At 61.8% G+C, this 22,540-nt stretch carries 23 protein-coding genes and 3 tRNA genes; 13 read left to right on the top strand and 13 right to left on the bottom strand.

The genetic code is table 11. The annotated features are described in order from the left end of the window. Positions 1-8: 8 nt before the first annotated feature. The 3 genes from MHAR_RS07860 to MHAR_RS13720 form a co-directional block, all read right to left on the bottom strand. Positions 9-239 (bottom strand): hypothetical protein, encoded by a 231-nt coding sequence (locus tag MHAR_RS07860; protein ID WP_014587081.1) that lies wholly within the window; start codon positions 237-239, stop codon positions 9-11. Positions 240-391: 152 nt separating this feature from the next. Next, positions 392-1,528, bottom strand: coding sequence for a tRNA uracil 4-sulfurtransferase ThiI (gene thiI / locus MHAR_RS07855; RefSeq protein ID WP_014587080.1), 1,137 nt, complete (start codon positions 1,526-1,528; stop codon positions 392-394). A gap of 8 nt (positions 1,529-1,536) precedes the next feature. Next, the gene (locus MHAR_RS13720) at positions 1,537-1,713 is read right to left on the bottom strand and encodes a DUF5350 domain-containing protein (protein ID WP_014587079.1); all 177 of its coding nucleotides are present in this window, start codon (positions 1,711-1,713) and stop codon (positions 1,537-1,539) included. Between the two features lie 214 nt (positions 1,714-1,927). On the opposite strand from MHAR_RS13720, the gene MHAR_RS07850 reads away from it, so the two are divergent. The 4 genes from MHAR_RS07850 to MHAR_RS07835 all read left to right on the top strand — a co-directional run bounded on the left by MHAR_RS07850 (position 1,928) and on the right by MHAR_RS07835 (position 5,194). After that, positions 1,928-3,004 carry a lysylphosphatidylglycerol synthase transmembrane domain-containing protein gene (locus MHAR_RS07850; protein WP_143763516.1) on the top strand — a complete coding sequence of 359 codons (1,077 nt, stop codon included), beginning with the start codon at positions 1,928-1,930 and terminating at the stop codon, positions 3,002-3,004. 41 nt (positions 3,005-3,045) lie between these two features. Then, positions 3,046-3,120, top strand: a tRNA-Pro gene (locus MHAR_RS07845). Between the two features lie 498 nt (positions 3,121-3,618). Then, on the top strand, positions 3,619-4,335 hold the full coding sequence (locus MHAR_RS07840) for a hypothetical protein (RefSeq protein ID WP_014587077.1): 717 nt from the start codon (positions 3,619-3,621) through the stop codon (positions 4,333-4,335). Between the two features lies 1 nt (position 4,336). Then, entirely contained in the window at positions 4,337-5,194 is an 858-nt protein-coding gene (locus MHAR_RS07835) for a DUF3307 domain-containing protein (protein ID WP_014587076.1), read from the top strand. 319 nt (positions 5,195-5,513) lie between these two features. On the opposite strand, the gene MHAR_RS12525 is transcribed toward MHAR_RS07835, so the two are convergent. Together MHAR_RS12525 and MHAR_RS07825 are read right to left on the bottom strand one after the other, a co-directional pair. Then, a complete protein-coding gene (locus MHAR_RS12525) occupies positions 5,514-6,707 on the bottom strand; it encodes a pentapeptide repeat-containing protein (RefSeq protein ID WP_014587075.1) in 1,194 nt (397 codons plus the stop codon). Positions 6,708-6,743: 36 nt separating this feature from the next. Next, entirely contained in the window at positions 6,744-7,754 is a 1,011-nt protein-coding gene (locus MHAR_RS07825) for a methyltransferase (protein ID WP_014587074.1), read from the bottom strand. A gap of 126 nt (positions 7,755-7,880) precedes the next feature. Between MHAR_RS07825 and MHAR_RS07820 the strand changes: the two genes are divergently transcribed. The 4 genes from MHAR_RS07820 (at position 7,881) to MHAR_RS07805 (ending at position 13,019) form a co-directional block, all read left to right on the top strand. Further along, positions 7,881-9,158, top strand: coding sequence for an ATP citrate lyase citrate-binding domain-containing protein (locus MHAR_RS07820; RefSeq protein WP_014587073.1), 1,278 nt, complete (start codon positions 7,881-7,883; stop codon positions 9,156-9,158). Continuing rightward, a complete protein-coding gene (locus MHAR_RS07815) occupies positions 9,158-11,002 on the top strand; it encodes a citrate/2-methylcitrate synthase (protein ID WP_014587072.1) in 1,845 nt (614 codons plus the stop codon). Before MHAR_RS07820 ends, MHAR_RS07815 begins: the two co-directional genes overlap by 1 nt. A 68-nt stretch (positions 11,003-11,070) precedes the next feature. Continuing rightward, a complete protein-coding gene (locus MHAR_RS07810; protein ID WP_014587071.1) occupies positions 11,071-12,309 on the top strand; it encodes a 3-isopropylmalate dehydratase large subunit in 1,239 nt (412 codons plus the stop codon). Continuing rightward, positions 12,306-13,019, top strand: coding sequence for a PHP domain-containing protein (locus MHAR_RS07805; protein ID WP_338039963.1), 714 nt, complete (start codon positions 12,306-12,308; stop codon positions 13,017-13,019). Before MHAR_RS07810 ends, MHAR_RS07805 begins: the two co-directional genes overlap by 4 nt. Positions 13,020-13,137: 118 nt before the next feature. Here MHAR_RS07805 and MHAR_RS07800 read toward each other — a convergent pair whose 3' ends face one another. Further along, positions 13,138-13,320, bottom strand: coding sequence for a cold-shock protein (locus MHAR_RS07800; RefSeq protein WP_014587069.1), 183 nt, complete (start codon positions 13,318-13,320; stop codon positions 13,138-13,140). A 167-nt stretch (positions 13,321-13,487) separates the two neighbouring features. Next, a complete protein-coding gene (locus tag MHAR_RS07795; protein ID WP_014587068.1) occupies positions 13,488-14,228 on the bottom strand; it encodes a right-handed parallel beta-helix repeat-containing protein in 741 nt (246 codons plus the stop codon). Between the two features lie 112 nt (positions 14,229-14,340). On the opposite strand from MHAR_RS07795, the gene twy1 reads away from it, so the two are divergent. Then, the gene (gene twy1, locus MHAR_RS07790; protein ID WP_143763349.1) at positions 14,341-15,282 is read left to right on the top strand and encodes a 4-demethylwyosine synthase TYW1; all 942 of its coding nucleotides are present in this window, start codon (positions 14,341-14,343) and stop codon (positions 15,280-15,282) included. 138 nt (positions 15,283-15,420) lie between these two features. Next, complete coding sequence (locus MHAR_RS07785) at positions 15,421-15,864, top strand: response regulator (protein ID WP_014587066.1); 444 nt, start codon at positions 15,421-15,423, stop codon at positions 15,862-15,864. On the opposite strand, the gene MHAR_RS07780 is transcribed toward MHAR_RS07785, so the two are convergent. After that, positions 15,852-16,451, bottom strand: a complete 600-nt coding sequence (locus MHAR_RS07780; protein ID WP_014587065.1) for a hypothetical protein — start codon at positions 16,449-16,451, stop codon at positions 15,852-15,854. The two genes, MHAR_RS07785 and MHAR_RS07780, sit on opposite strands and share 13 nt — an antisense overlap. On the opposite strand from MHAR_RS07780, the gene MHAR_RS14100 reads away from it, so the two are divergent. Then, positions 16,408-16,536 carry a hypothetical protein gene (locus MHAR_RS14100; protein ID WP_266335510.1) on the top strand — a complete coding sequence of 43 codons (129 nt, stop codon included), beginning with the start codon at positions 16,408-16,410 and terminating at the stop codon, positions 16,534-16,536. The genes MHAR_RS07780 and MHAR_RS14100 overlap by 44 nt on opposite strands. A 50-nt stretch (positions 16,537-16,586) precedes the next feature. On the opposite strand, the gene MHAR_RS07775 is transcribed toward MHAR_RS14100, so the two are convergent. From MHAR_RS07775 to glnA, 5 genes are all read right to left on the bottom strand, one after another. Further along, positions 16,587-17,435: a deoxyribonuclease IV gene (locus tag MHAR_RS07775; protein WP_014587064.1), complete on the bottom strand. Its 849-nt coding sequence runs from the start codon at positions 17,433-17,435 to the stop codon at positions 16,587-16,589. Positions 17,436-17,759: 324 nt separating this feature from the next. Further along, positions 17,760-18,080 (bottom strand): hypothetical protein, encoded by a 321-nt coding sequence (locus MHAR_RS07770; protein WP_014587063.1) that lies wholly within the window; start codon positions 18,078-18,080, stop codon positions 17,760-17,762. Between the two features lie 62 nt (positions 18,081-18,142). Beyond that, positions 18,143-18,319, bottom strand: a tRNA-Trp gene (locus MHAR_RS13530). 6 nt (positions 18,320-18,325) lie between these two features. After that, positions 18,326-18,399, bottom strand: a tRNA-Lys gene (locus tag MHAR_RS07765). Between the two features lie 99 nt (positions 18,400-18,498). After that, positions 18,499-19,824 carry a type I glutamate--ammonia ligase gene (gene glnA, locus MHAR_RS07760; RefSeq protein ID WP_014587062.1) on the bottom strand — a complete coding sequence of 442 codons (1,326 nt, stop codon included), beginning with the start codon at positions 19,822-19,824 and terminating at the stop codon, positions 18,499-18,501. 214 nt (positions 19,825-20,038) lie between these two features. Here glnA and purD point away from each other — a divergent pair, with 214 nt between their 5' ends. Together purD and MHAR_RS07750 are read left to right on the top strand one after the other, a co-directional pair. Then, positions 20,039-21,466 carry a phosphoribosylamine--glycine ligase gene (purD, locus tag MHAR_RS07755; RefSeq protein WP_048144504.1) on the top strand — a complete coding sequence of 476 codons (1,428 nt, stop codon included), beginning with the start codon at positions 20,039-20,041 and terminating at the stop codon, positions 21,464-21,466. 61 nt (positions 21,467-21,527) lie between these two features. Further along, a complete protein-coding gene (locus tag MHAR_RS07750; RefSeq protein WP_014587060.1) occupies positions 21,528-22,538 on the top strand; it encodes a bifunctional N(6)-L-threonylcarbamoyladenine synthase/serine/threonine protein kinase in 1,011 nt (336 codons plus the stop codon). Positions 22,539-22,540 lie beyond the last annotated feature (2 nt).

Below are 22,540 nucleotides of genomic sequence, written 5' to 3'. Positions count from 1 at the left end.
CCGGGCGGTCAGAGTTTCAGCAGTCTCGCAAGATATCCGAAGGCGATCTTCCCCGCGACCTCCAGCGACCTCAGGGGGTTCCAGCCCTGGACCCCGCCGTAGGCGGTGGGGTGGCCCTCCTCGTAAGTTATCCCCGACTCCTCGTAGACCTCGTCCGCCACGCTCCCGAGGAGGGAGACGAAGAGGATGGCGGAGATCCCGAGGACGGCAAGGCCCCCAGCCCTTCCCTGGATAGTCATATCCCACCAATTATGCGCCTTCCACCAGATATCAGTTCCCCTCGATCGAGGCCGGATCTTCGACTGGTCGGACCCCGGGATAGATCGACTCCCGGATCAAAGCCCGGCCGATTCGAGAATAAAATGATCTAACGGGGCCGGTGGGACGAAGATCAAAACCTCGTCCTCTCCCTTTCCGAGAAGAGCTCGGCCGCCATCCCGGCGAGCCCCAGCTCCTCCTCCATCCCCCGGATCTCCTCGGCCCGGGCCCGGGTCATCGGCCTCTTCGGCGCAGCGGTGCAGGTCCCGGCGTCCGCCGTCGCCCGGTAGGTCCCGATCTTCCGGGCGAGGTCGGTGATCTCGGACTTGTCCATGGCGATGAGGGGATGGTAGATGGGAAGGTCGATCCCCGACTGCTCCGCCATGATGTTCGCCGGGGTCTGGGAGGCGACCTGGCCGAGGGAGTAGCCGGTGACGACGCCGAAGGCCTCCTCCTCCTCCATCACCATCCCGGCTATCCTGTACATCAGCCGCCGGCAGAGGAGGCAGGTGGCCCGGGGCTCGGCTCCGGCGATCCGAGCGAGGCCTGCCCCGATGGGGACCCCGATGAAGTTGATCCTCCTGCCGGAGGTCCACCGGCGGAGGGCCTCCGCCGACCTCTCCGCCTGGGGAAGGGCGTGGACGTAAGGCCGGGGGTCGAAGTAGAGAAGGGATATCGGGCAGCCCCGCCGCATCATCATCCAGGCGGCGACGGGCGAGTCGATCCCCCCGGAGATGAGGGCGAGCATCCGCGGTTGACTTCCGAGAGGAAGGCCGCCGACGCCCCGGACGACGTCAGTGAAGACCAGGACCTTATCCTCCCGGGCCTCGACGAAGATCTCCACCTCCGGATCGGTGAGGTCCACCGCGGCGCCGGTCCTCTCCCGGACGGCGTCGCCTACAAAGACGGCGATCTCGGTGCTGGATATCCCGCCTCCGCCCCGCCGGGCCCGGATGGCAAAGGAGCTCGGCCTCCGCTCTGCTGCGAGGTCCGAGGCGACGGCGGCGATGGCTCCCAAATCCGGCTTGCAGCTCCGGACGGGGCTCGTCGAGACTACGCCAAAAACGTTCGATAAGATCTCCGGAGCCCTGGGGTTTGAGGTCTCGACGAAGATCCTCCCCCGCTCCAGGGATGCCCGATGATCTATCCCCGCCTCCTTCAGGTCGTGGACGATGTTGGAGGCGAGGGTCCTCTCCCAGCTCTTCCTGGTCCAGGGGTCCTTGAGGGCGATCTCGCCGTACCTGACCAGGACCGAGTCGAAAGAGGCCATGCCGGCCTTTACCTGGCGGCTATGGCCTTCGCGGACCGGGCGATCTTCCTCCTCCTCGCCCCGGAGGAGGTGTACTTCTGGAGGGGCCCGGGGTTCTTGTGAGTCGACTCGGAGTTGGGCACCTGCCTGATCTGTCCTTTTCTTCCCTTGATCTTCGTCCATTGAACGCTTCCTGTCTTTCCCATGGGCCGTAACTATCGGGACCGATCTTAAATAGGTTTCGAGGAACGGAGGAGCGGGAGAGGGAAAGGTGGGGGCAAGAGGGGAATTTAGGTGGTGGATCGGGGTAGGGGGACGAGAGGGTGGGGAGCCGACGGGAGAGGGGACTCGTGGAGGGGGATGGTAAAGAACATGAGATCGAAGGGAACTCTTATAACGGGTCGGGCCCTCGGAAAGAGGGTGAACCGCGAGACGGCCATCCCCAAGATCAGGGCGAGCAGGTCTTCGGCCCTCGTCCTCTTGGGGGTGGGGATATACATCGCCTACCTCCGCCACCTCGGCCTCGGGGAGGTCGCCGAGAGCCTGGAGGGGCTGAGCCTGGCGGCCTTATCCGCAGCCCTCGCCCTCTCCCTCCTGATGGTCGGATTCAACGCCCTATCGTGGAGGAGGATGGCCGAGGAGCTGGACCTCTCCGCCTCCTTCGGCGACCTCTTCATGATATACCTCTCCAGCATCTTCGCGAACAACCTCATCCCCACGGGGAGCTTCTCCGGCGAGACGGCCCGGACCTACTTTCTTGCGAGGATCGGCGGAGGAGGGCGGTACGACGCTGCCCTCGCCTCCGTCGCCGCGAGCCGGATCATCACCGCCGTCCCCTTCATCCTCGGGATGGTTCTGGGGATCGGCTACATCACCCGCCTCCACGCCGTGCCGGGGTGGGCCCTCACCGCATGTTTCGGGATGATGGTCTTCTCCGTATCGGCGGGCTTCGCCTTCGTCGGGATCTGCTTTGAGGAGCGGTGGATGCAGAGGACGGCGGCCGCCGCCGTCGGTCCCCTGGAGAGGATATTCCGCCGGGAGCTGGACCGGGAGGTCTGCTCCGGGGCTGTAAGCGGGTTCATGCAGAGCATGATCCTCCTTCGGGAGAGGAGGGGCGCGATCCTGGAGGCTCTCGCCTGGGCCATCGCCGGCTGGATATCTCTTGTGATGGTCGCCCTCGCGGCCTTCGCGTCCCTGGGGGTCGAGGTCTCGCCCCTCGCCATCTTAGCCGTCTACTCCGTCGTCATCGTCTTTCAGACCCTGCCCCTCGGCCTTCCGGGCGGGATCGGCCTCGTCGAGATCCTGATGACCGCCCTCTTCTCCGCCATCGGGGTCCCGATCCACGATGCCGCCGCCGTCACCATCCTCATCCGCCTCGTCCAGCTCTGGTTCCTCGCCCTCCTCGGGGGCCTCTCCGCCTTCCACCTCATCCGGCGGATCGAGAGGGGCGGGGAGGAGCCGGCGCCACCGGCGGGATCGAGGGGCGCCGGGATCTGAAATAGAGTTAAATACCATCGAGGCGTCCAGCCCTCCCGGGCGGGACAGTAGGGTAGCCTGGTCCATCCTCGAGCGTTTGGGACGCTTGGACTGCGGTTCAAATCCGCGCTGTCCCATCAAATGCTTATCTAAAGCAACTCGCGATTCTGGCGGTCAGATTCCAAGTCCCTTCCCTTCCACCCAAAACTTTTTGCCGCCAGGGGCGAAGACTTTCGACCGGAGGAGTAACTGACGAGATCGAAGCCTTCAGCCGTCCTGGCGCTGCTGATGCTGTCGCTCGCCGCGACTGCGCTGGCCCAGGCGGAAGGAGACGAGAAAGGCGCTGAGGACGGAGGATATATGAGGGGGATGGCCCGGGGAATTTGAGCATATATGCTCAACTCTATAGAATTTGAATAGAAATACTCAAATCGTTGCTATTTGAGACGATATGATCAAACTTTCAACTTGCTGCAGCTTCACCGCCAGATCGCACCGGATGATTATGAAAACCCCAGGAGAAAGATAGGATCAAGGGGCGGGGTGCCCATCAACTTCAACTCGATCTCTACGGCGAAAATCTATATAACGCTTAACTGAAGAGAGACGAATAAAAATCTGAGAACGGCAATAATATGGATGAAAAATTATATGCGGTATTAACCGGCGATTTGATCGGGTCCCGGCAGCTTAAAAGCAGCGGGATTTCTTATATTGAACATCTTAATAAATCTCTGGAATATGTGGGTAGGGAATACATGCTTCCGCCTTTTATCTACAGAGGCGACAGCTTTCAAGGGATCACCAGCGAACCCGAATCTGCTCTCAAAGATGCGATCCTCTTGCGGCTGCGGTTGATCTCGGGCTTTAACGTAGAGGAGAAATTTCCCCGGATCGATGCCAGAGTCTCGATCGGGGTGGGCGAGATCGATCGTCTCCCAGATGAGGGATATCGCCTTGGCGATGTTGGAGAGATGAACGGCGAGGCTTTCGAGTACTCAGGTCTGCAGCTGGATCGCATAAAAAATGAGAGGCGAAATTTGGCCGTCAAAACGCCCTGGGAGGAGACGAACCAGGAGCTTGAGATACACTGCAAGATGATAGATCGGCTGATAGATAGGTGGACGAAGAAGAAGTGTGAGGCTGTAATGTATCGGCTTGAAGGCCGTACCCTGAAGGAAATTGGCGAGATGCTGAACATCGATGGGTCTGCCGTTCATTACCGGCTTGCACAGACCGACTACGAGATCGTCGAGTTGATCATCCAGAGGTACTCGGATGTCATCAGAAATAAGGCCGAGATGTGCGGCTCGAATGAATCGGATGAAGGTCCCGGGGTCCAGGTAGAGTAGCATGACCGCGATCTCGGACCTCTCAGGGCTTTCGAGCCTCTCAGGCCTTTCAAGCCTATCGGGCCTGTTCTTCCTGATTCTTTTGGTCTTCTCGCATATGCTGGCGGATTTCGTATTGCAGCCGAATCGATGGGTCGACGGCAAATATGAGGATGGATGGAGGTCGAGGTACCTCTATCTCCATGTCTGCGTCGTCGCCCTTCTTGCAGGGTCCGTCGCCTGGGCGTTCCTCGGCCTCTTTCCGGCCGCTCTCGTCTTCGCTAGCTTTTTCTTATCGCATCTGGTGATCGATATCGTGAAGTCGAGACGCGAAGATACGGTGAGGTCGTTTGTCGGCGACCAGGCAGCCCATATGATAATTATAATATTAGTTTGGATGACATTATTTCATCCGGATTTCTCCTCTCTTCAGGGGCGCCTCTCGGAGCCGACGCTGATCTGCATCACCGTGGTGCTGCTGAGCTATACGGCGATCTTCCAGCCGGCGGGGATCTTCGTATCGAAGATGACCAGAGGCTGGCGAGATAAGATCCAGGAAGACGATAAAAATAAGGGCCGCGGGAGCGGGAGCCTGGAGAGCGCGGGCAGATATATCGGCTATCTTGAACGTTTTTTAATTCTGACTTTCATAATATTTCAGCAATATACCGCCATCGGGCTCCTGATCGCTGCAAAATCGATCTTCAGGTATAATACGAATCGAATAACCGGCGAGTACATCCTATTTGGGACGCTCCTCAGCTTCAGCATAGCCATCTTCGTCGGGTTTTTTGCCAACCTCTTCCTCTCCCTCTTTCTGCCCGAAGAGGTCTGGGATATTTTAAATATATTTATATATAACCCTGCGGCGCTGCCATGATCGGCCCCGGCGACCCATCGTCGGCCCCCTCCGGCGGCGCGACCAGCCCTTTCTCAGCAACTGAGGCGCGGGCCTCTTCGCCGATCTCCGGGCGGCGATAATGGGCGGGGCTCTTGGAAGTTTGAGGAACTCACCTAAGCTTTTTGTAGATTGAGATTGAACTGCATCATCGGAGGAGTCCCCGACGAGATCGAAGCCGCTCATCGTCCTGGCGCTGCTGATGCTGTCGATGGCAGCAGCCGCGCTGGCCCAGGTGGAGGGAGATGAGGACGGCACGGATCGGCTGATGCCGAAGAAAATAGATCGATTTGCACAGAATCTAATTGTCTTGATTTGCCTCATTTGTACGATGTGAATATCGATTAGCCCATCTCTCAATTGAACTCCTATTTTTAGGACTTAGCTTACTCAAGTCTATATTTGGATCATCTACCATCTCTCCGGCTTTCCGTTCTAAATCTTCCTCCAATTTGGTATAAATAATATGTGCCAGGTCTAGATTGTTGGCTTTTAGTAGTGTCTCAAGGGTTACGTCGTCATATTTCAACTTAAATTTAATAGTTCTTGGGCCTTTCTTTTCCAAACCATATTCATCCAAAAAAGCTCCATTTAAATCGGCATTATCAAATTTAGCACCAATGAGATTAGCTCCACCCAAATAAGCCTTAGTTAAGTTTGCCATATTTAGTTTTGCTTCACTTAAATTAGCACCATTCAGACTAGCGTCATTCAGATGAGCGCTGGACAAGTCAGCTCTACTAAGATCAGCCCTGCCTAACATGGCATCACTAAAATTGGCACCTCTCAAGCGAGCATGACTTAAGTCTGCCATATAAAAATTGGCGTTATTAAAATTAGCACCAAATAAGGTGGAGTTATTAAATTTGGATTTCTGCAAAAATCTCCCACTTAGCTCGATACCCGGCAAAAGCTGATCGCTTAAATCAACTCCTTCAAGATTATATCTTGCCTTTCCACTGCGCACCTCTTCAATGATAGCATCTTTAACTAGCGACATAAGAGTAAAGCGCATATACGGAATTAATATCAAAATAGCAAAAATTGATAATGATATGGGCCAGAAAATATTGATTTCTAAGTCATTATTGGGAGGTATGTACCTAAGAAAAATTAAATCTACAGAAATGGATATTAAGAAAACGATGAATATGAACAACAATTTGTAGGATTGAAGAGATCTTTTGATTGTGGCTGGAGATACATTACCTATTTGTGTTTGAAATACTATAAAATTTAAAGTGAAAAATATTCCAAAAATGGCCGCTTGAGCTTGGCTCAAGGCGCTCAGTATATACCTGGCATCTTCCGAAGACGCCCAAATAGCGCCAAGATGATAATTTGCAGAAACGAGCTGGTCAAGGGTTTGGTAAATCGCAAAGGCCACAATAGGCGAGACCAGAAGGAGGATCACTGCCCAAAACCAGAATATATTCTTCACAAAAATTTCAAGAGATTTCTTCTGCCGTGTGGGAATTCGTTCCTTCGCACTCATCCACTCTCTCTGCTCTTGAATACCATTTATAGACTTCTACACGATCACGACCTCGCCGCACCCCCCGCACGCCTCGGCTATCCGGTCGTACTTCATCCCCGGGAAGGGGTCGATCAAGCAGAGATCCGTCGGCTCGGCCCGCGAGAATAGCCGTTCAGCATCGCCGAAGTAGACCTCGATCTTGCATTTGCCGGACCAAGCCTCCGCCGCCAGGACCGGATCCGCGCCGACCTCGCCTGCCGGCAGCTTATGCCGCTCGATCCTCTCGATCCCCAAAAGTGAGCGGTTCGCCTCCAGGTTGAGGATGGCGTCCTCCACCGCCGGGAGCCACGCGTCGTTCAGGACGACCCGCTCCGCCCCGGCTAGAACGGCCACAAGGCCCAGGGTCCCGGGGCCGCAGAGGACGTCGGCGACGGTGGTGAGCTTGCCCCGGAAGTACAGCTCCTCCAGGATCTTCATCTTCGGCGCGCTCTGGCGGGGGAACTCCACGTGAATCTTTGACTGATGCTTGTAGATGACGAGATCGCCGATCAATGAGGATACGACGTCGCAGCGGAGGTCTGATCCCGCCAGGAGCTCCCAGCGGGTGGGCGCCGCCCGGAGGTCTGCGACGCCGGGGACGCCCCCGCCCCGGATGACGCCCTTTATTTCGGGGACCTGGGCGACGATCTCGGCCGCGGCCTCCTTCGTCAGGCGCTCGCCGACGATGATGAGCTCATCCGGCCCCAGCCTCGGGGGGTAGGCCAGGGGGTAGCCCACCTCCACCAGGGGCCAGCCGATGGACCGGAGGGGGTCGGTCCGGCTTCGGAGGTTGTGGTCGACGAGGACCTCCATCGCCTCCACCATCACCAGGTCCAGGGGCGCCCTGCCGCAGCCGGAACACCGCTTCCGGCGCCCTTCCATCGCGGCTTCTTCGGAAAAGCTCGCCCCCTTATCGAGGGCGGGCTCCGCCGGGCATTTCGGACACGCCATGTAAAGCGCATCCAGGCGGGCAATAACCTCCTCGGCTGGCCTGATCGTCTCGCCCTTCCGGGGCTTCCGGACCATGAAATCCCTTAGAAAGGGGTCCCTATTTCAGCCTTTCCAGGCCCATTTTGGGAGCGTTTCGGGGGCGTTTCGTAGAAAGATTTGTAAACAAAAAAGACGCTGCCCATGGGGAGGAGGTCTTTATAGATGGCACAGAGAGGGATCAGGGAATACGACGCCAAGAAGCTCCTGGCAGAGCGCCTTCCCGATTATGCGGATGATTTCGATTACGATGGTCAGATCGCCCTTGTCACCCCAGAAACCGACCTGGAGGTGGTGGCGATCAAAAACCCCTGGGTCAAGAAGAAAAGGCTGGTGGTCAAGCCCGACCAGCTCTTCGGAAAAAGGGGCGCTCACGGCCTCATCCTCCTCGACGCCTCCTGGGACGAGGCGAAGGGGTACATCCAGGAGAATATGGGGCGCGAGGTTCTGGTGGGGTCGGTCGTCGGGACCCTCGACACATTTCTCATCGAGCCCTTCATTCCCCACGGACCGGAGGAGGAGCTCTACGTCGCCATAAAGTCCGAGAGGGATAAAGACGTGATCTACTTCTCCCCCCGGGGCGGGGTCGATATCGAGGCGAACTGGGAATCCGTCACCGAGATCCCCGTCGACATCCTGGCGAGGCCCGAGGAGCTCGACCTCGGATCAAAGCTTCCGGCGGGCCTCGCCGACCGGCTTGCGCCGACGGCGGCATTCATCAAGGGGCTCTACCGGCTCTATCGGGATCTCGGCTTTGCGTATCTTGAGATCAACCCCTTCGTCTTCACCGACGGCAGGGTCGTACCCCTCGACCTGGTCGCCCGCCTCGACGACGCCGAGGCCTTCTGGCAGAGGAAGGCCTGGCTGGGCCTCGAGTTTCCCGAGCCCTTCGGGCGGGCGTTGACCGAGGAGGAGGCCTGGATAAAGGAGATCGACTCCCGGACCGGGGCCTCCCTCAAGCTGACGATCTTAAACCCCCGAGGGAGGGTCTGGACGATGGTGGCCGGGGGCGGAGCCTCCGTCATCTACGCCGACACCATCTGCGACCTGGGCTTTGCCGGAGAGCTCGCCAACTACGGCGAGTACAGCGGCGACCCCTCCACCGAGGACACCTACGAGTACACCAAGACGATCCTCGACCTGATGACCCGGGAGGAGGACCCGGAAGGAAGGCCCAAGTACCTCCTCATCGGCGGCGGGATCGCCAACTTCACCGACGTCGCCAAGACCTTCAAGGGGGTCGTCATGGCCCTGGAGGACTACAAGGAGAGGCTCCGGGAGGCCGGCGTCGAGATCTACGTCCGGAGGGGCGGGCCCAACTACGAGGAGGGGCTTCGAATCATGCGGAAGCTCGGCGAGCGGCTGGGGGTACCGATCCACGTCTACGGCCCCGAGACCCACATGACGAGGATCGTATCCATGGCCCTGGGAGGGGGAGAGTGATGACCATGAAGGACTACCAGCTGTTCGACAGAAACACCCGGGCCTTCGTCTACGGGCTCCAGACCAACGCCATCCAGAGGATGCTCGACTTCGACTATCTCTGCCGGAGGGAGGTCCCGAGCGTCGCCGCCATCATCAACCCCAACCGGGGCGGGGTCCAGAAGGTCTTCTGGGGGACCGAGGAGATCCTCCTCCCCATGTACAAGACGATCCCCGAGGCGGCGGCCGCCCATCCTTTCGCCGAGGTGATGGTCAACTTCGCCTCCTTCAGGTCCGCCTTCGACACCACCATGGAGGCCCTCGCCTCGCCGACCATAAAGACGGTGGCGATCATCGCCGAGGGGGTCCCCGAGAGGATGGCAAGGGTGATGGCCGCGACGGCCCGAAAGATGAAGAAGACGATCATCGGCCCCGCCACCGTTGGGGGGCTAGCCGCCGGAGCCTTCAGGATAGGAAACACCGCCGGGACCATCGAGAACATCATCGAGTCGAAGCTCCACCGGCCGGGCTCTGTCGGCTTCGTCTCCAAGTCCGGAGGGATGCTCAACGAGGCCTTCAACATCATCGCGAGAAACTCGAGCGGCGTCGTCGAGGGGATCGCCATCGGAGGCGATAGGTATCCGGGGAGCAACCTCATGGACCACATCCTCCGGTTTGAGGCCAACCCCGAGGTCGCCATCATCGCCTGCCTAGGCGAGGTCGGCGGCACCGACGAGTACAGGATCGTCGAGGCCCTGAAGGCCGACCAGATAAAAAAGCCCCTGGTGATCTGGGTGACGGGGACCTGCTCCAAGATCCTCCCCGGGAGCGTCCAGTTCGGCCACGCCGGCGCGAAGGCCCAGACCGACCTAGAGACCGCCGACGCCAAGAACCGGGCCCTGAAGGAGGCGGGGGCGATCGTCCCCGCCTCCTTCGACAGCTACGGCGACGAGATAAGAGGGGTCTACGAGAGGCTCCTCGCCGAGGGGAAGGTCCGGGAGCCGGAGGAGCCGGAGATCCCGAAGATCCCCATGGACTACGCCAAGGCCGTCTCCGAGGGGATCGTCCGGAAGTCGACGAACCTCATCTGCACCATCTCCGACGACCGGGGCGAGGAGGTCCTCTACGCCGGAAAGCCCCTCAGCCGGGTCCTGGAGGACGGGATGGGGATCGGCGGGGTGATAGGCCTCCTCTGGTTCAAGAAGGAGATCCCCCCCTGGGCGGCGGAGTTCATCGAGCTCGTCCTCCAGATCGTCGCCGACCACGGCCCCGCCGTCTCGGCGGCCCACAACGCCATCGTCGCCTCCTGCGCCGGAAAGGACCTGATCACCTCCCTCGCGAGCGGCCTCCTCACCATCGGCCCCCGGTTCGGCGGGGCGATCGATGACGCCGCCCGGGAGTTCAAGAGGGCCCGGGACTCGGGCCTCTCCCCCGAGGAGTTCGTCCGGGGGATGAAGGCGAAGGGGGTGAACATTCCGGGGATCGGCCACCGGATCAAGAGCGTCAAGAACCCCGACAAGAGGGTCGAGCTCCTCATCGGCTACGCGAGGGAGAACTTCGCCAGGACCGACCTCCTCGACTACGCCCTTTCAGTCCAGGAGATCACCACCGCCAAGAAGGGAAACCTGATCCTGAACGTCGACGGCTGCATAGGGATCCTCTTCATCGACCTGATGGGCTCCTGCGAGGTCTTCGACGAGAGGGAGATCGACGAAGTCATCAGGTACGGCTACCTCAACGGCCTCTTCGCCCTCGGGAGGTCCATCGGGATCATCGGCCACATCCTCGACCAGAAGAGGCTCGACTCGAGGCTCTACCGCCACCCCCAGGACGACATCGCCTACATGCTCCCCAAGCTGGGGTGAGCCGCTCTCAGGGTTGAGAATCGGGCTGGCCCCTCCCGCCGGCCCCCCCTTTTACGGAGGTTATTACCTTGGCTACCATCAGCGAGAAGATATTCAGTCGGGCCTCGGGCCACCGGGCCGAGGCGGGGGAGATCGTCGAGGCGGAGGTGGATTACGCCATGTCCCACGACGGTACGAGCGTCCTCGCCATTAAAGCCTTCACCGAGATGGGATCGGAGCGGGTCTGGGACCCCGAGAGGATAGTCGTCCCCTTCGACCACATCGTCCCCGCCAACAACAGCACCGCCGCCGACCTCCAGAGGATGGTCCGTTCCTGGGCAAGAGATCAGGGGATCGTCCATTTCTTCGAGGGGGGCCGGGGGATCTGCCACCAGGTCTTCCCCGAGGAGGGGTTCGCCCTCCCCGGGACCCTCCTGGTGGGGGCCGACTCCCACTCCTGCACCTACGGAGCCTTCGGCGCCTTCGGGACCGGGGTCGGGGCGACGGATATGGCCGAGATCTACTCCCGGGGGAGGCTCTGGTTCAAGGTCCCCGAGACGATCGCCGTCCGGATATCCGGCCGTCTCGGCGAGATGGTCCTCGCCAAGGACCTGACCCTGATGCTCGTCGGGGCGATAGGAGCCGACGGCGCCACCTACCGGGCCCTGGAGTACCTGGGGGAGACGGTGGAGAGCCTCTCCATCTCGGGGAGGATGACCCTCTGCAACATGGGGGTCGAGATGGGGGCGAAGGCCGCCATCGTCCCGGCAGACGGGACGACCGAGGAGTACCTGAGGGGCAGGGCTAGGGGGCCGTACCAGCCGGTCCGATCCGACCCCGGCTCTTACGACGCGGAGATGGAGTTCGACGTCTCGGATCTCTCCCCCCAGGTCGCCGTCCCCTTCCGGGTAGACCAGGTCCGCCCCGTCGGCGACCTGGCGGGGACGGAGGTCGACCAGGTCTTCATCGGGACCTGCACCAACGGCCGCCTGGAGGACCTGGAGATCGCCGCCCGGATCCTGAAGGGGAGGGAGGTGAAGGCCCGGACCCTGGTCATCCCCGCCTCGAGGGAGGTCCTCCTCCAGGCCCTCTCCTCGGGGGTCCTGGAGGCCCTCGTCCGGGCGGGGGCGATGATCGGGACCCCCGGCTGCGGCCCCTGCCTCGGGGCCCACATGGGGGTCATCGCCGAAGAGGAGGTCTGCCTCTCCACCGCCAACAGGAACTTCCCCGGCAGGATGGGGAAGGGGGGGCTCGTCTACCTCGCCTCCCCGGCGACGGCGGCGGCTTCCGCCATCTCCGGCGAGATCACCGACCCGAGGGAGGTCTGAAGCTGGCGGGGGATGGGAGAGGAGGGGGCCGGCCCAGGAAGGGGAGGACGACCCCCCTCCGCCTCGACCTCCACGTCCACTCCGCCTTCTCCGACGGGAGGGACGAGGTCGAGGAGATCCTGGAGGCGGCCTTCGAGGCCGGCCTCGACGGCATCGCCATCACCGACCACGACACCCTGGAGGGCTCCTTCGAGGCCGAGAGGTCCGTCCGCAAACGGGGCCTCCACCTCCTGGTGGTGCCGGGGGTCGAGGTCTCCACCTCCGACGGCCACCTCCTCGCCCTGGGGGTCCGGGAGCTACCGCCATCCGGGCGGAGCCCCGAGGAGACGATAGAGTTCGTCCGCGCCCGGGGCGGGATCTCCATCGTCTCCCACCCCTACCACCCCTTCCGCCACTCCATGTACAGGATACCGGGCTGCGACGCCGTCGAGGTCTTCAACTCCAAGTTCATCTTCGGCCTTGCGAACTTCTGGGCGAGGAGGGGGGCGACGAGGCTCGGCCTTCCGATGGTGGCGGGGAGCGACGCCCACTCGGCGAGGTCCGTGGGGCTGGGGGTCACCATCGTCACCGTCGGCGAGGACGGAGACGTCTTGGAAGCGATCCGGGAAGGGCGCGTCGAGATCGACGGCAAGAGGACCCCTCCTGTCGCCTTCCTCGGCCAGATGGGCCGCTGGGTGAAGAAGCGGCTCCGAGGGGGGGAAAGAAGGTAGAAGAGGAGGTAAGGGCGGGACGGCTGAGGCTCGGATAAAAAGCGATCGAAAGGTAAAACCGACCGGATGGGATCCGGTCGCTTCTGAGTCCGAAGGTTTGAGATTCGAGAAATGCGAGTTACTTAGTCTTCTCCACCTTTTCTGCTTTGGGGCCCCTGTCTCCGGCCACCACTTCAAAGCTGACCTTATCTCCCTCGTCTATGGAGACGCCCGGCTTGAGACCGCTCGAGTGTACAAAATAGTCGGTACCATCGTCTCCAGCTATAAAGCCGAAATGCTTCGTTCTGTTGAAGAACTTCACTGTGCCAGTAACCATTTCAATTCCTCGTTATCCTGACTAGAAGCCTACGACTATTTAAAGGTGCTCCCTCCAGGCCGCATCGGCGGGCCCGGCGTCGCCACATCTACCATCACCGCAGACCGGAGCCCTCGACGGCGAAGCCAAAAAATATGGAGGCAGGATCCCGTTCAGACGACCAGGGGGAGGTCGTCGATGCTCCCGCCACCGGGGATGGCGAAGACGGCGTTGACGATGACGTCGCAGATCGTATCGTTGTTCAGGTCGGTGCAGTTGAAGGAGGAGTAATGGTTCCCGATGGCCCCGTCGTTCCACAGGTTTACGCCGTCGTCGAAGGCGTCCATATCGGTGTTGTTGTAGAGCCTGTTATTGAAGACCAGGTTGTCGGCGGAGTTAGTAAGGAGGATTCCGACGGTGTTGTTCGAGACGGTGTTCCCTCGAAGGGTGCAGTTTCTCGCCCCCACCAGGATTATCCCGGAGCCTCCGTTCCCACTGGCTATGTTGCTCGTGATGGTGCAGTTATTTGATTGGACCTGGATCCCGGCGTCCCCTGAGAGGTTTCCAGAGTTCGTCACCCTCATCTTATCCACCACCGCCCCGTCTGCATTGACGGTGATGCAGCTTCCGTTGCCCTGGGCGTTTATCAGGGGCAGGTCGCCGCCGTGCCACATCTCTCCCCTGAGGACGATCGGCTTTGTCACGTTGACGTTCCCAGAGAAGGTCCCGCTCCTCACCAGGACGACGTCTCCTGGGCTGGCGATGTCGATCGCCTCCTGGATGCTGAAGTACTGGCAGCCACAGGCTTTGCATTCGCAGACCTTCAGGGTAGCCGCCCCCGAGGCCATCCCACCAGCGATGAGGATGGCGATAAGGGCTACAGCAGATGGGATCGAAAAGTCTCTTTGGATCATGAATCTCCCTCTGGATTGTTACGACCGTCTCAGGGAATATAAAAAGCTTTTTCGAGGTGGCTGTCCGCCTCGAATAACTATATAACCGCTCGAACCCCTCCAGATCCCCGTCATGACGGAGCGCTTCCCCCCGGCGATGAGCGACCAGCTCAAAAGGCAGGGATATCACCTGGTGGCCCACGGAGCCGTCAAGCCATGCCTCTGGCTCCGGCGGTCGATCCGCGGAGGAGACCAGTGCTACAAACACCACTTCTACGGGATCTCCAGCCACCGGTGCGTCCAGATGACCCCCACCCTCCTCTGTAACCACCGCTGCCTCCACTGCTGGAGGCCCATCGACGAGATCCCGGCCACCTCCGGGGAGTGGATCGAGCCCGAAGAGCTGCTGGACGGGATCTTATCCGAGCAGCGGAGGCTGATCTCCGGCTACGGCGGCGCCCCCGAGACTACCGACCCTGGGAGGCTCGAGGAGGCGAAGAGCCCCGCCCACGTCGCCATCTCCCTGATGGGGGAGCCGACCCTCTACCCCATGATCGGTGAGCTGGTGGAGGAGGTTAAAAGGCGGGGTATGACCGCCTTCCTGGTGACGAACGGGACGTCCCCCGAGGCCGTCGGCGAGGTCCGACCGACCCAGCTCTACATCAGCCTCAACGCCCCCGACGAGGAGACCTACCGGCAGGTCTCAAACCCCAGGGACGATACCTGGGGCCGGTTTCTGGAGAGCCTGGATATGATGAGAGATTCACCATCCCGGAGGGTGGTGAGGCTGACCCTCGCCCGGAACCTGAACCTCAAAGACCCCCGGGGGTACGCGAGGCTGATCGAGGTCGCCGAGCCGGACTTCGTAGAGGTGAAGGCCTACATGCACCTCGGCCTCTCCAGAAAGAGGCTCGGGCGGGATGCGATGCCGACCCATGACGAGGTGATGGGCTTCGCGAGGGAGCTCTCGGATATCCTCGGCTACCCCCTCAAAAACCACGTCCCCCTCAGCAGGGTGGCCCTCCTCTCCCGGGGGAGCGCCGGGGAGAAGATAGAGCTGGGAGCCGGAAGATGACCGAATTGTAGATTTTAATTTATTTTTTAAAATTAATTTAGTTTCTATCATTAGCATATCATTGTTTTCTGGCGAGTCCTCCAACGGGAAAAGTATTTTTAGGGGCAACATCTCGGGGTTGTTAGGAGAACGGGATAGATGTCTGCGGCGATTCAGGATCCTAAAAGCTCGGAGGTGAGGGGGGAGAGGCCGTACAACAAATTAAAAATTTTGCTCGTTGAGGACAACCCCGACGACGTCGAGCTGACCTGCAGGCTCCTCCGGAGGATCTGCCTCGAAAGGGACATCTTCCTGGCGACGGACGCCGAGGAGGCTCTCAAGATCCTGGAGTCGATCCTCGAGGAGGGCGGAGCCCTCCCCGACCTGATCCTCCTGGACATCAAGCTCCCCCGCCTCAGCGGGATGGAGCTTCTGGAGCGGCTGAAGGCCAGCCCCGAGCTTCGAGGTATACCGGTGGTGATGCTGACCGGCTCCATCGTATCCGAGCACATCCAGAAGAGCTACGACCTCGGCGCCGTCAGCTATCTTCTGAAGCCGATATCCGAGGACGAGCTCCTTCTGACCCTCAGCTACGTCTCCTGATCCGGATGGATCGTTCCTTTCAAGCCCCCTCCGACCGGGAGCCCCACCGCCCCGGAGGCGTGGCCGAGGAGGGCGCCGAAGATGGCGTAGGCGAGGATCATGTAGCCCGGCATCCCGAAGAGGTCGGCGGGGGCCGAGTAGGACCAGGCCCCGGCGGAGATGGGGAGAGACTCCACCAGGGGGCCCAGAAGGGCGCCGGCCCCCATCATCGCCAGAGTCGACCTCTCCCGGAAGGCCAGAACCACCGCCGCCGCCAGGACCGAACCCCCCGCCAGGGCGGCGGGGGGGTTCATCCCGAGGGAGACGAAGATCGCGATCTCCGCCCCCACCCCCGCCAGGGCGAGGGCGAGAGCTCTGGAAGAAGAGCCCCTCATCCACCCCGGCCCCAGGACCGCCCCCACGATGAGCCATATGGCAGGAGGAAAGGAGGCCCAGGCGGGGAAGTTCCATGGCGGGACGTAAGGGAGGCCCCCGGTCTCGGCGTAGATCCAGAGACCCCCGGCGACGCAGGCGGCCTCCGTCAGGGGCCCGAGGACGGCGCCGGTGAGGGCGAGAGCCGCCGCCCTCCGGGGGTGGCCGACCCTCATCCCGAGGATGAAGGGCGCCGGGAGGAGGAGGATCGCCGCGAGGTACGGCCGGTCCCAGAGGGCGGTGAGGAGGAGGGTGCCGTAGAGGGCGAGGATCGCGACGACGGCGACGTCCCCTCTGGGGGAGCGGCCCGTCTAATCCCCCCCCGCAAGCTTCCTCACCAGGGCGATGTTCCCCCGGTCGTCCCTCCTCTCGTCGACGGGGGTCTCCAGGATCAGGGGGCGGGACCTTATGGCGGGGTGGCGGAGGATCTGCCGGAACCCCTCCTCGCCGATCTCCCCGAGGCCTATGTGCTCGTGCCGGTCGAGCTTCGAGCCGAGGGGCCCCTTGGAGTCGTTGAGGTGGACGACCTTCAGCCTCGATATCCCCACCGCCTCATCGAAACTCTCCATCGTCTCGGCCGCCCCCTCCGCCGTCCTCAGCTCGTATCCGGCGACGAAGGCGTGGCAGGTGTCGAAGCACGCCCCGACCCGATCCTCCCGGCCGACCCGCCTCATGATCTCCGCCAGGTCCTCGAAGGACCCTCCGACGCTGTTCTTCGAGTCGGAGGTAGTCTCCAGAAGGAGGATGACCTCGTTCTCGACGGAGGAGAGGGCCCTGGAGATCCCCTCCGCCGTCCTCTCAAAACCCCCCTCCTTGCCGGAGTCGAGATGGCTTCCGAGGTGGGTCACCAGGTATGGGATCCCCAGGATGGCGCACCTCTCCAGCTCCTCGGCGAGGGCCTCCACGGATCTGGCGTAAACATCCTCCTTCGGCGTCGCGAGGTTGGGGAGGTAGGGCATGTGGTCTACGACCGGGGAGATCCCGGTGAGCGCTAGCTTCCTCCTGAACTCCATCGCCACCTCCTCGGGGATCTCCTTGAACCGCCACCCCCGGGGGTTTCGGGAGAATATCTGGAACGTATCGCAACCGGCCTTTTCTGCCCTGTCCACCGCCAAATCTATCGAGCCGGCGATGGAGACGTGAACCCCTACCTTCACCATTTCGTCACCCTCCTGGTGGATCCGGCGCCCGGTGATCCGGGCCCTTAAAGATCAGATGGATTTTTAGGGTCATCCCCTCGACGATGAAAGACGCCCCATCATCCCAACGGCCTCGGGAAAGGATCGTCCGAGGAGATGGAGCCGGATCCCAGGGAGGGGTCATTTGAGAACCGTTTTATACTTTCCCGATGAGCCGGGCCAGGAGAGGTACAGCGGCCCTCCGGCCGCCCCTCCCGGCGCCGATGAAGAGAAGAGTTCGCTGATCCGATGATGAGCCCTATGAGTCCTGAGGCGTCAGGACCTCTCCGAAACCGGGAGCCCCGTTCACCGCCCCCCGGCGCCCTCCAGCTTGGATCTAGCCCACCGATCGACGTTGTCGATGAGGTTGAACTCGAGGATCTTCTTGGTGTCGGTGAGCATCTCCGCCACCTCGGCCATCTTGAACTTCGCAGCTTTGCCGGACCGGTTCACCACCTCGATCTCCTCTTTGAGGTCCGCCGCCTTCCCGGCGGCGAGGATCTCGGAGAGGTCCCGGCAGGCCTTCTTCAGGTACTCGATCGAGTAGTCGGTCATCGATTCGCGGTCCTGGAGGTTTCTGTTGACCTCCTTGATGGACCAGCAGATGGTAATCACCTTATCGTACATCTTTACCCACCGCCCGTCTATCGGCCATATCGATATTTAAGAGCTATCTTCATCAAAAATAGTGGGGCTGGTGCGATTCGAACGCACGATCGACGGGTCTCTCCGATACCGAGAGCAGACCTCTCAGTGCTCCAACGGATCATCAACGGCCTCCCCGTCGAGAGGCCTCAGCAGACCCGTTGCTCATCATCAATCATACCGCTGGAGCCCGTCGCCATACCTGACTAGGCCACAGCCCCTCAAAGCGGGCCGAGAGGGATTTGAACCCCCGACCTAAAGGTTAAGAGCCTTTCGCTCTGCCTGACTAAGCTACCGGCCCGGACTTTTCCATATACGATGCTGGTTAAATACGTTTCGGCTCTGGAGGGAGTTGGCCGCCGGGGGGATCCCATCCGGCGAAGGCCGAACCTCCCAGTCCTCAGATCGTGTTTATGTACCTCTCCACCTCCCAGGGGTGGACGAAGTTGTTGTACATCTTCCACTCCAGGGAGCCGAGCCTCATGAAGTTGGCGAAGACATGCTCTCCGAGGGCGTCCCTGACGATCCGGTCCTCCTCCAGCCTGTCGAGGGCCTCCCGAAGGTTCGAGGGGAGGAGCTTTATCCCGAGCCTATCCCTCTCCTCGTCGGAGAGCTCGTAGATGTTCATGTCCACAGGGTCGCCGGGGTCGATCTTCCTCTTCACCCCGTCGAGGCCCGCCGCCAGGATCGCTGCGAAGCCGAGGTAGGGGCTGCAGGAGGGGTCCGGCGACCTGAACTCGAGCCTCGTGCTGAGGCCCCGGCCGCTGGGGACCCGGATGAGAGAGGATCGGTTCGGGCCGGACCAGCCGATGTAGACGGGGGCCTCGAAGCCGGAGACGAGCCGCTTGTAAGAGTTGATGAGGGGGTTTGTGACGGCGGTGATGGCGGGGGCATGCTCCAAGAGACCTCCTGCGAAGTGGCGGGCGAGGTCGGAGAGCTGCATCTTCGCATCAGGGTCGAAGAAGGCGTTCTCCTCCCCCCGGAAGAGGGAGATGTTGACGTGCATCCCGGAGCCGGCGGCGCCGTAGATCGGCTTGGGCATGAACGTCGCGGCAAGGCCGTTCTTCATCGCGATCGTCCTTGTGACGTACTTGAAGGTGACGACGTTGTCGGCGGTCCTGAGGGCCTCGCCGTAGGTGAAGTCAATCTCGTGCTGCCCCCGGGCCACCTCGTGGTGAGAGGCCTCGATCTTGAAGCCCATATCCGTCAGGGCGAGGACGATCTCCCGCCTTATCTCCTCGGCCAGGTCGACGGGTCCGAAGTCGAAGTATCCGGCGAAGTCGTGAGGCCTGGTGGTGGCCCTTCCGTTCTCCATGTTGAAGAGGAAGAACTCCAGCTCCGGGCCGACGTTCATGGAGTAGCCCATCTCCTCGGCCTTCTTCATCGCCCTCTTCAGGACGTACCGGGGGTCTCCCTCGAAGGGCTGGCCGTTGGGCTTGTAGACGTCACATATCAGCCGCGCCACGTTCCTGTTCTCCCTCGCCCTCCAGGGGAGGATGGCGAAGGAGGATATGTCCGGCCGGAGGAGCATGTCGGACTCCTGGATCCTGGCGAAGCCCTCGATGGAGGAGCCGTCGAAGCCGGTCCCCGAGTCGAGGGCCTTTCCGAGCCTGGTGGCGGGGATCGAGACGCTCTTCACGAGCCCCTGGATGTCGGTGAACTGCAGCCTGAGAGACTCGACGTTCCTGTCGCGGATCGTCTCTAACAACTGATCTATTGAGTACATGATTGGTCATACACCCCTTGATGCGGGTCTCCAACGCCGCCGCCGACCATCCCCCTCCGGGACGGGCCCGATGCGGCCGGGCGGCGGACGGGGGCGGCGGCAGATTCCTCTAAAGACCCCAAATGGACCGACCTCCTTTAATATAGTCATCGGCCCGATGGGGCTCAATTACCCTTATCTATTGGCGTATCTCACTCCCTCAACGGTAGATCAAATGTCTGGTGCAAAGGTTCTGGTAGTTGACGCAGGCGGCAGGGGAAACGCCATCGCCCACGCCTTCGCGAGGAGCCCCCTGGTGGAGCGGGTCTACGTCGCCCCCGGGAACGCCGGAAGCTCCATGATCGAGAAGTGCGAGATCGCCCTCTCGAAGGGGCGGCCCCTCAAGGAGATCGCCGACCTCGCCACCTTCGCCAGGAGAGAGGCGGTAGACCTCACCTTCGTCGGCCCGGAGGGGTACCTATCCGACGGGATCGTCAACCTCTTCTCCGAGGAGGGGCTCGAAGCCGTCGGTCCGAGACGGGAAGCATCGGTCCTGGAGGGGAGCAAGGGCTACGCGAAGGACCTCCTCCGGGATATCGGGGTCCCCATCCCCCGCCATCGGAGCTTCGGCGATCCGGAGGAGGCTTTAGGGTACGTCTCCTCCTTCTACGCCGATAATCCAGGGATGAACCTGGTGGTGAAGGCCGACGGCCTCGCCGCCGGGAAGGGGTCGATCGTCTGCGGCTCCGAGGAGGAGGCGGCCTCGGCGGTCCAGAGGATCATGGTGGAGCCCCGCCTCTTCGGCGAGGCCGGAAGGCGGGTCGTCCTCGAGGAGAGGCTAGAGGGAAGGGAGCTGATGTTCTTCGCCGTCACCGACGGGAGGACGGTCCTTCCTCTGGAGTCGGCGATGGACTACAAGCGGGCCTTCGCCCCCGGAGAGGAGGTGGCGATCCGGCTCTACAACAGACTATCGGGAGACCCGAACCTCGACCACAACCCCAACACCGGAGGGATGGGAGGCTACTCCCCCCACCCATGGCTCGACGGCGACCTCGCGGAGCGGATCATGGAGGAGATCGCCGTCCCCACCATCCGGGGTTTTCGAGAGAGGTCGGGCTTTGAGTACCGGGGGATGATCTACTTCGGCCTGATGGTCTCGGAGGAGGAGGGCGAAAGGGTCCCAAAGGTCCTGGAGATCAACGTGAGGCTCGGCGACCCCGAGGCGGAGGTGATCCTTCCCCGCCTGGAGACGGATATGTACATCCTCTCCCGGGCGGTCCTGGATGGGGATCTCGAATCCGTGAAGCTCAAATGGTCCCCCGACTATTGCGTCGGGGTCTGCGCCATCAGCGGTCGGGTGGTGAAGCCCGCCGCCAGCGGGGTCCAGGAGGAGCGGCCCGGCTACCCCGGCTCCCACTATACCAATATGCCGATCAGGGGTCTAGATAAGGTCGATCCCGACGTCCTCGTCTACCACAACGGAACCGCCTTCGGCAGGGACGCCAGAGGGGCGGAGAGGCTCTTCACCACCGGCGGGCGGGTCCTCACCGTCGTCGGCCGGGGCGCCACCCTCCCGGCGGCGAGGGAGAGGGCCTACGAGAACATAAGAAGGATCAGGTTCAACGGGATCAGGTACCGGCGGGACATCGGCCTCACCCCCTGAATTCGGGGTTGGGAGATGAGCTCGGCGGGAGGGATTTCGAAGCTGAGGGGATGGTCGATAGATGGGAGAAGGTTCGGATAAGGGATCTTATCGAAGGACGGTCGTCCTGGGGCTGGAGGGGACGGCATGGAACCTCAGCTGTGCCCTCGTCGACGAGGAGGAGGTCATCGCCGAGGAGAGCGCCACCTACGTCCCTGCCAAGGGGGGGATCCACCCGAGGGAGGCGGCCCAGCACCACGCCGGGCACATGGCGCCGGTCGTCGGCGAGGTCCTGGACGCCGCCCGACGCGACGGCATCGCCATCGACGCCGTCGCCTTCTCCCAGGGGCCGGGGCTCGGGCCGTGCCTCCGGACGGTGGCGACGGCGGCCCGGGCCCTCGCGCTCCGTTTCGGGGTCCCCCTGGTCGGCGTCAACCACTGCATCGCCCACATCGAGGTCGGCAAGTGGAAGACCGGCGCCGCCGACCCGGTCGTCCTATACGTCAGCGGCGGAAACAGCCAGGTTCTGGCCCTGAGGCGCGGGCGGTACAGAATATTCGGCGAGACCCTGGACATCTCCGTCGGAAACGCCCTGGACAAGTTCGCGCGGCAGGTGGGCCTCCCCCACCCCGGCGGCCCCAAATTGGAGGCTCTGGCGAAGTCGGCGAAGGAGTACATACCTCTCCCCTACGTGGTCAAGGGGATGGACCTCTCCTTCTCCGGCCTCTCGACGGCGGCAGCCCAGGCGGCGAAGAAGTACGACCTCGCCGACGTCTGCTCCTCCTTCCAGGAGACGGCCTTCGCCATGCTCGTCGAGGTGACCGAGAGGGCCCTCGCCCACGCCGAGAAGAAAGAGGTCCTCCTGGTGGGCGGCGTCGGCGCGAACTCCCGCCTCCGGGAGATGCTGAATATCATGTGCGAGGAGAGGGGGGCGCAGTTCTTCGTCCCCGAGATGAGGTTCATGGGGGACAACGGCTCCATGATCGCCTACACCGGCCTTGTCATGCTGAAGGCCGGGGTGACGACGCCCCTCGCGGAGTCGCGGGTCCGGCCGGGGTATCGGACGGACGAGGTGGAGGTCGTGTGGAAGTAGGA

This window comes from Methanothrix harundinacea 6Ac (assembly GCF_000235565.1).
In the GTDB taxonomy this organism is placed as follows: Archaea; Halobacteriota; Methanosarcinia; order Methanotrichales; family Methanotrichaceae; genus Methanocrinis; species Methanocrinis harundinaceus.
This window is presented reverse-complemented; position numbering and strand designations above follow the sequence as displayed.

Bases quoted from the DNA above. Each gene is read 5' to 3' on its own strand.
- MHAR_RS07860 (WP_014587081.1), bottom strand. From the start codon at position 239: ATGACTATCCAGGGAAGGGCTGGGGGCCTTGCCGTCCTCGGGATCTCC.
- thiI (WP_014587080.1), bottom strand. From the start codon at position 1,528: ATGGCCTCTTTCGACTCGGTCCTGGTCAGGTACGGCGAGATCGCCCTC.
- MHAR_RS13720 (WP_014587079.1), bottom strand. From the start codon at position 1,713: ATGGGAAAGACAGGAAGCGTTCAATGGACGAAGATCAAGGGAAGAAAA.
- MHAR_RS07840 (WP_014587077.1), top strand. From the start codon at position 3,619: ATGGATGAAAAATTATATGCGGTATTAACCGGCGATTTGATCGGGTCC.
- MHAR_RS07835 (WP_014587076.1), top strand. From the start codon at position 4,337: ATGACCGCGATCTCGGACCTCTCAGGGCTTTCGAGCCTCTCAGGCCTT.
- MHAR_RS12525 (WP_014587075.1), bottom strand. From the start codon at position 6,707: ATGAGTGCGAAGGAACGAATTCCCACACGGCAGAAGAAATCTCTTGAA.
- MHAR_RS07825 (WP_014587074.1), bottom strand. From the start codon at position 7,754: ATGGTCCGGAAGCCCCGGAAGGGCGAGACGATCAGGCCAGCCGAGGAG.
- MHAR_RS07820 (WP_014587073.1), top strand. From the start codon at position 7,881: ATGGCACAGAGAGGGATCAGGGAATACGACGCCAAGAAGCTCCTGGCA.
- MHAR_RS07815 (WP_014587072.1), top strand. From the start codon at position 9,158: ATGACCATGAAGGACTACCAGCTGTTCGACAGAAACACCCGGGCCTTC.
- MHAR_RS07795 (WP_014587068.1), bottom strand. From the start codon at position 14,228: ATGATCCAAAGAGACTTTTCGATCCCATCTGCTGTAGCCCTTATCGCC.
- twy1 (WP_143763349.1), top strand. From the start codon at position 14,341: ATGACGGAGCGCTTCCCCCCGGCGATGAGCGACCAGCTCAAAAGGCAG.
- MHAR_RS07785 (WP_014587066.1), top strand. From the start codon at position 15,421: ATGTCTGCGGCGATTCAGGATCCTAAAAGCTCGGAGGTGAGGGGGGAG.
- MHAR_RS07780 (WP_014587065.1), bottom strand. From the start codon at position 16,451: ATGAGGGTCGGCCACCCCCGGAGGGCGGCGGCTCTCGCCCTCACCGGC.
- MHAR_RS07775 (WP_014587064.1), bottom strand. From the start codon at position 17,435: ATGGTGAAGGTAGGGGTTCACGTCTCCATCGCCGGCTCGATAGATTTG.
- MHAR_RS07770 (WP_014587063.1), bottom strand. From the start codon at position 18,080: ATGTACGATAAGGTGATTACCATCTGCTGGTCCATCAAGGAGGTCAAC.
- glnA (WP_014587062.1), bottom strand. From the start codon at position 19,824: ATGTACTCAATAGATCAGTTGTTAGAGACGATCCGCGACAGGAACGTC.
- purD (WP_048144504.1), top strand. From the start codon at position 20,039: ATGTCTGGTGCAAAGGTTCTGGTAGTTGACGCAGGCGGCAGGGGAAAC.
- MHAR_RS07750 (WP_014587060.1), top strand. From the start codon at position 21,528: ATGGGAGAAGGTTCGGATAAGGGATCTTATCGAAGGACGGTCGTCCTG.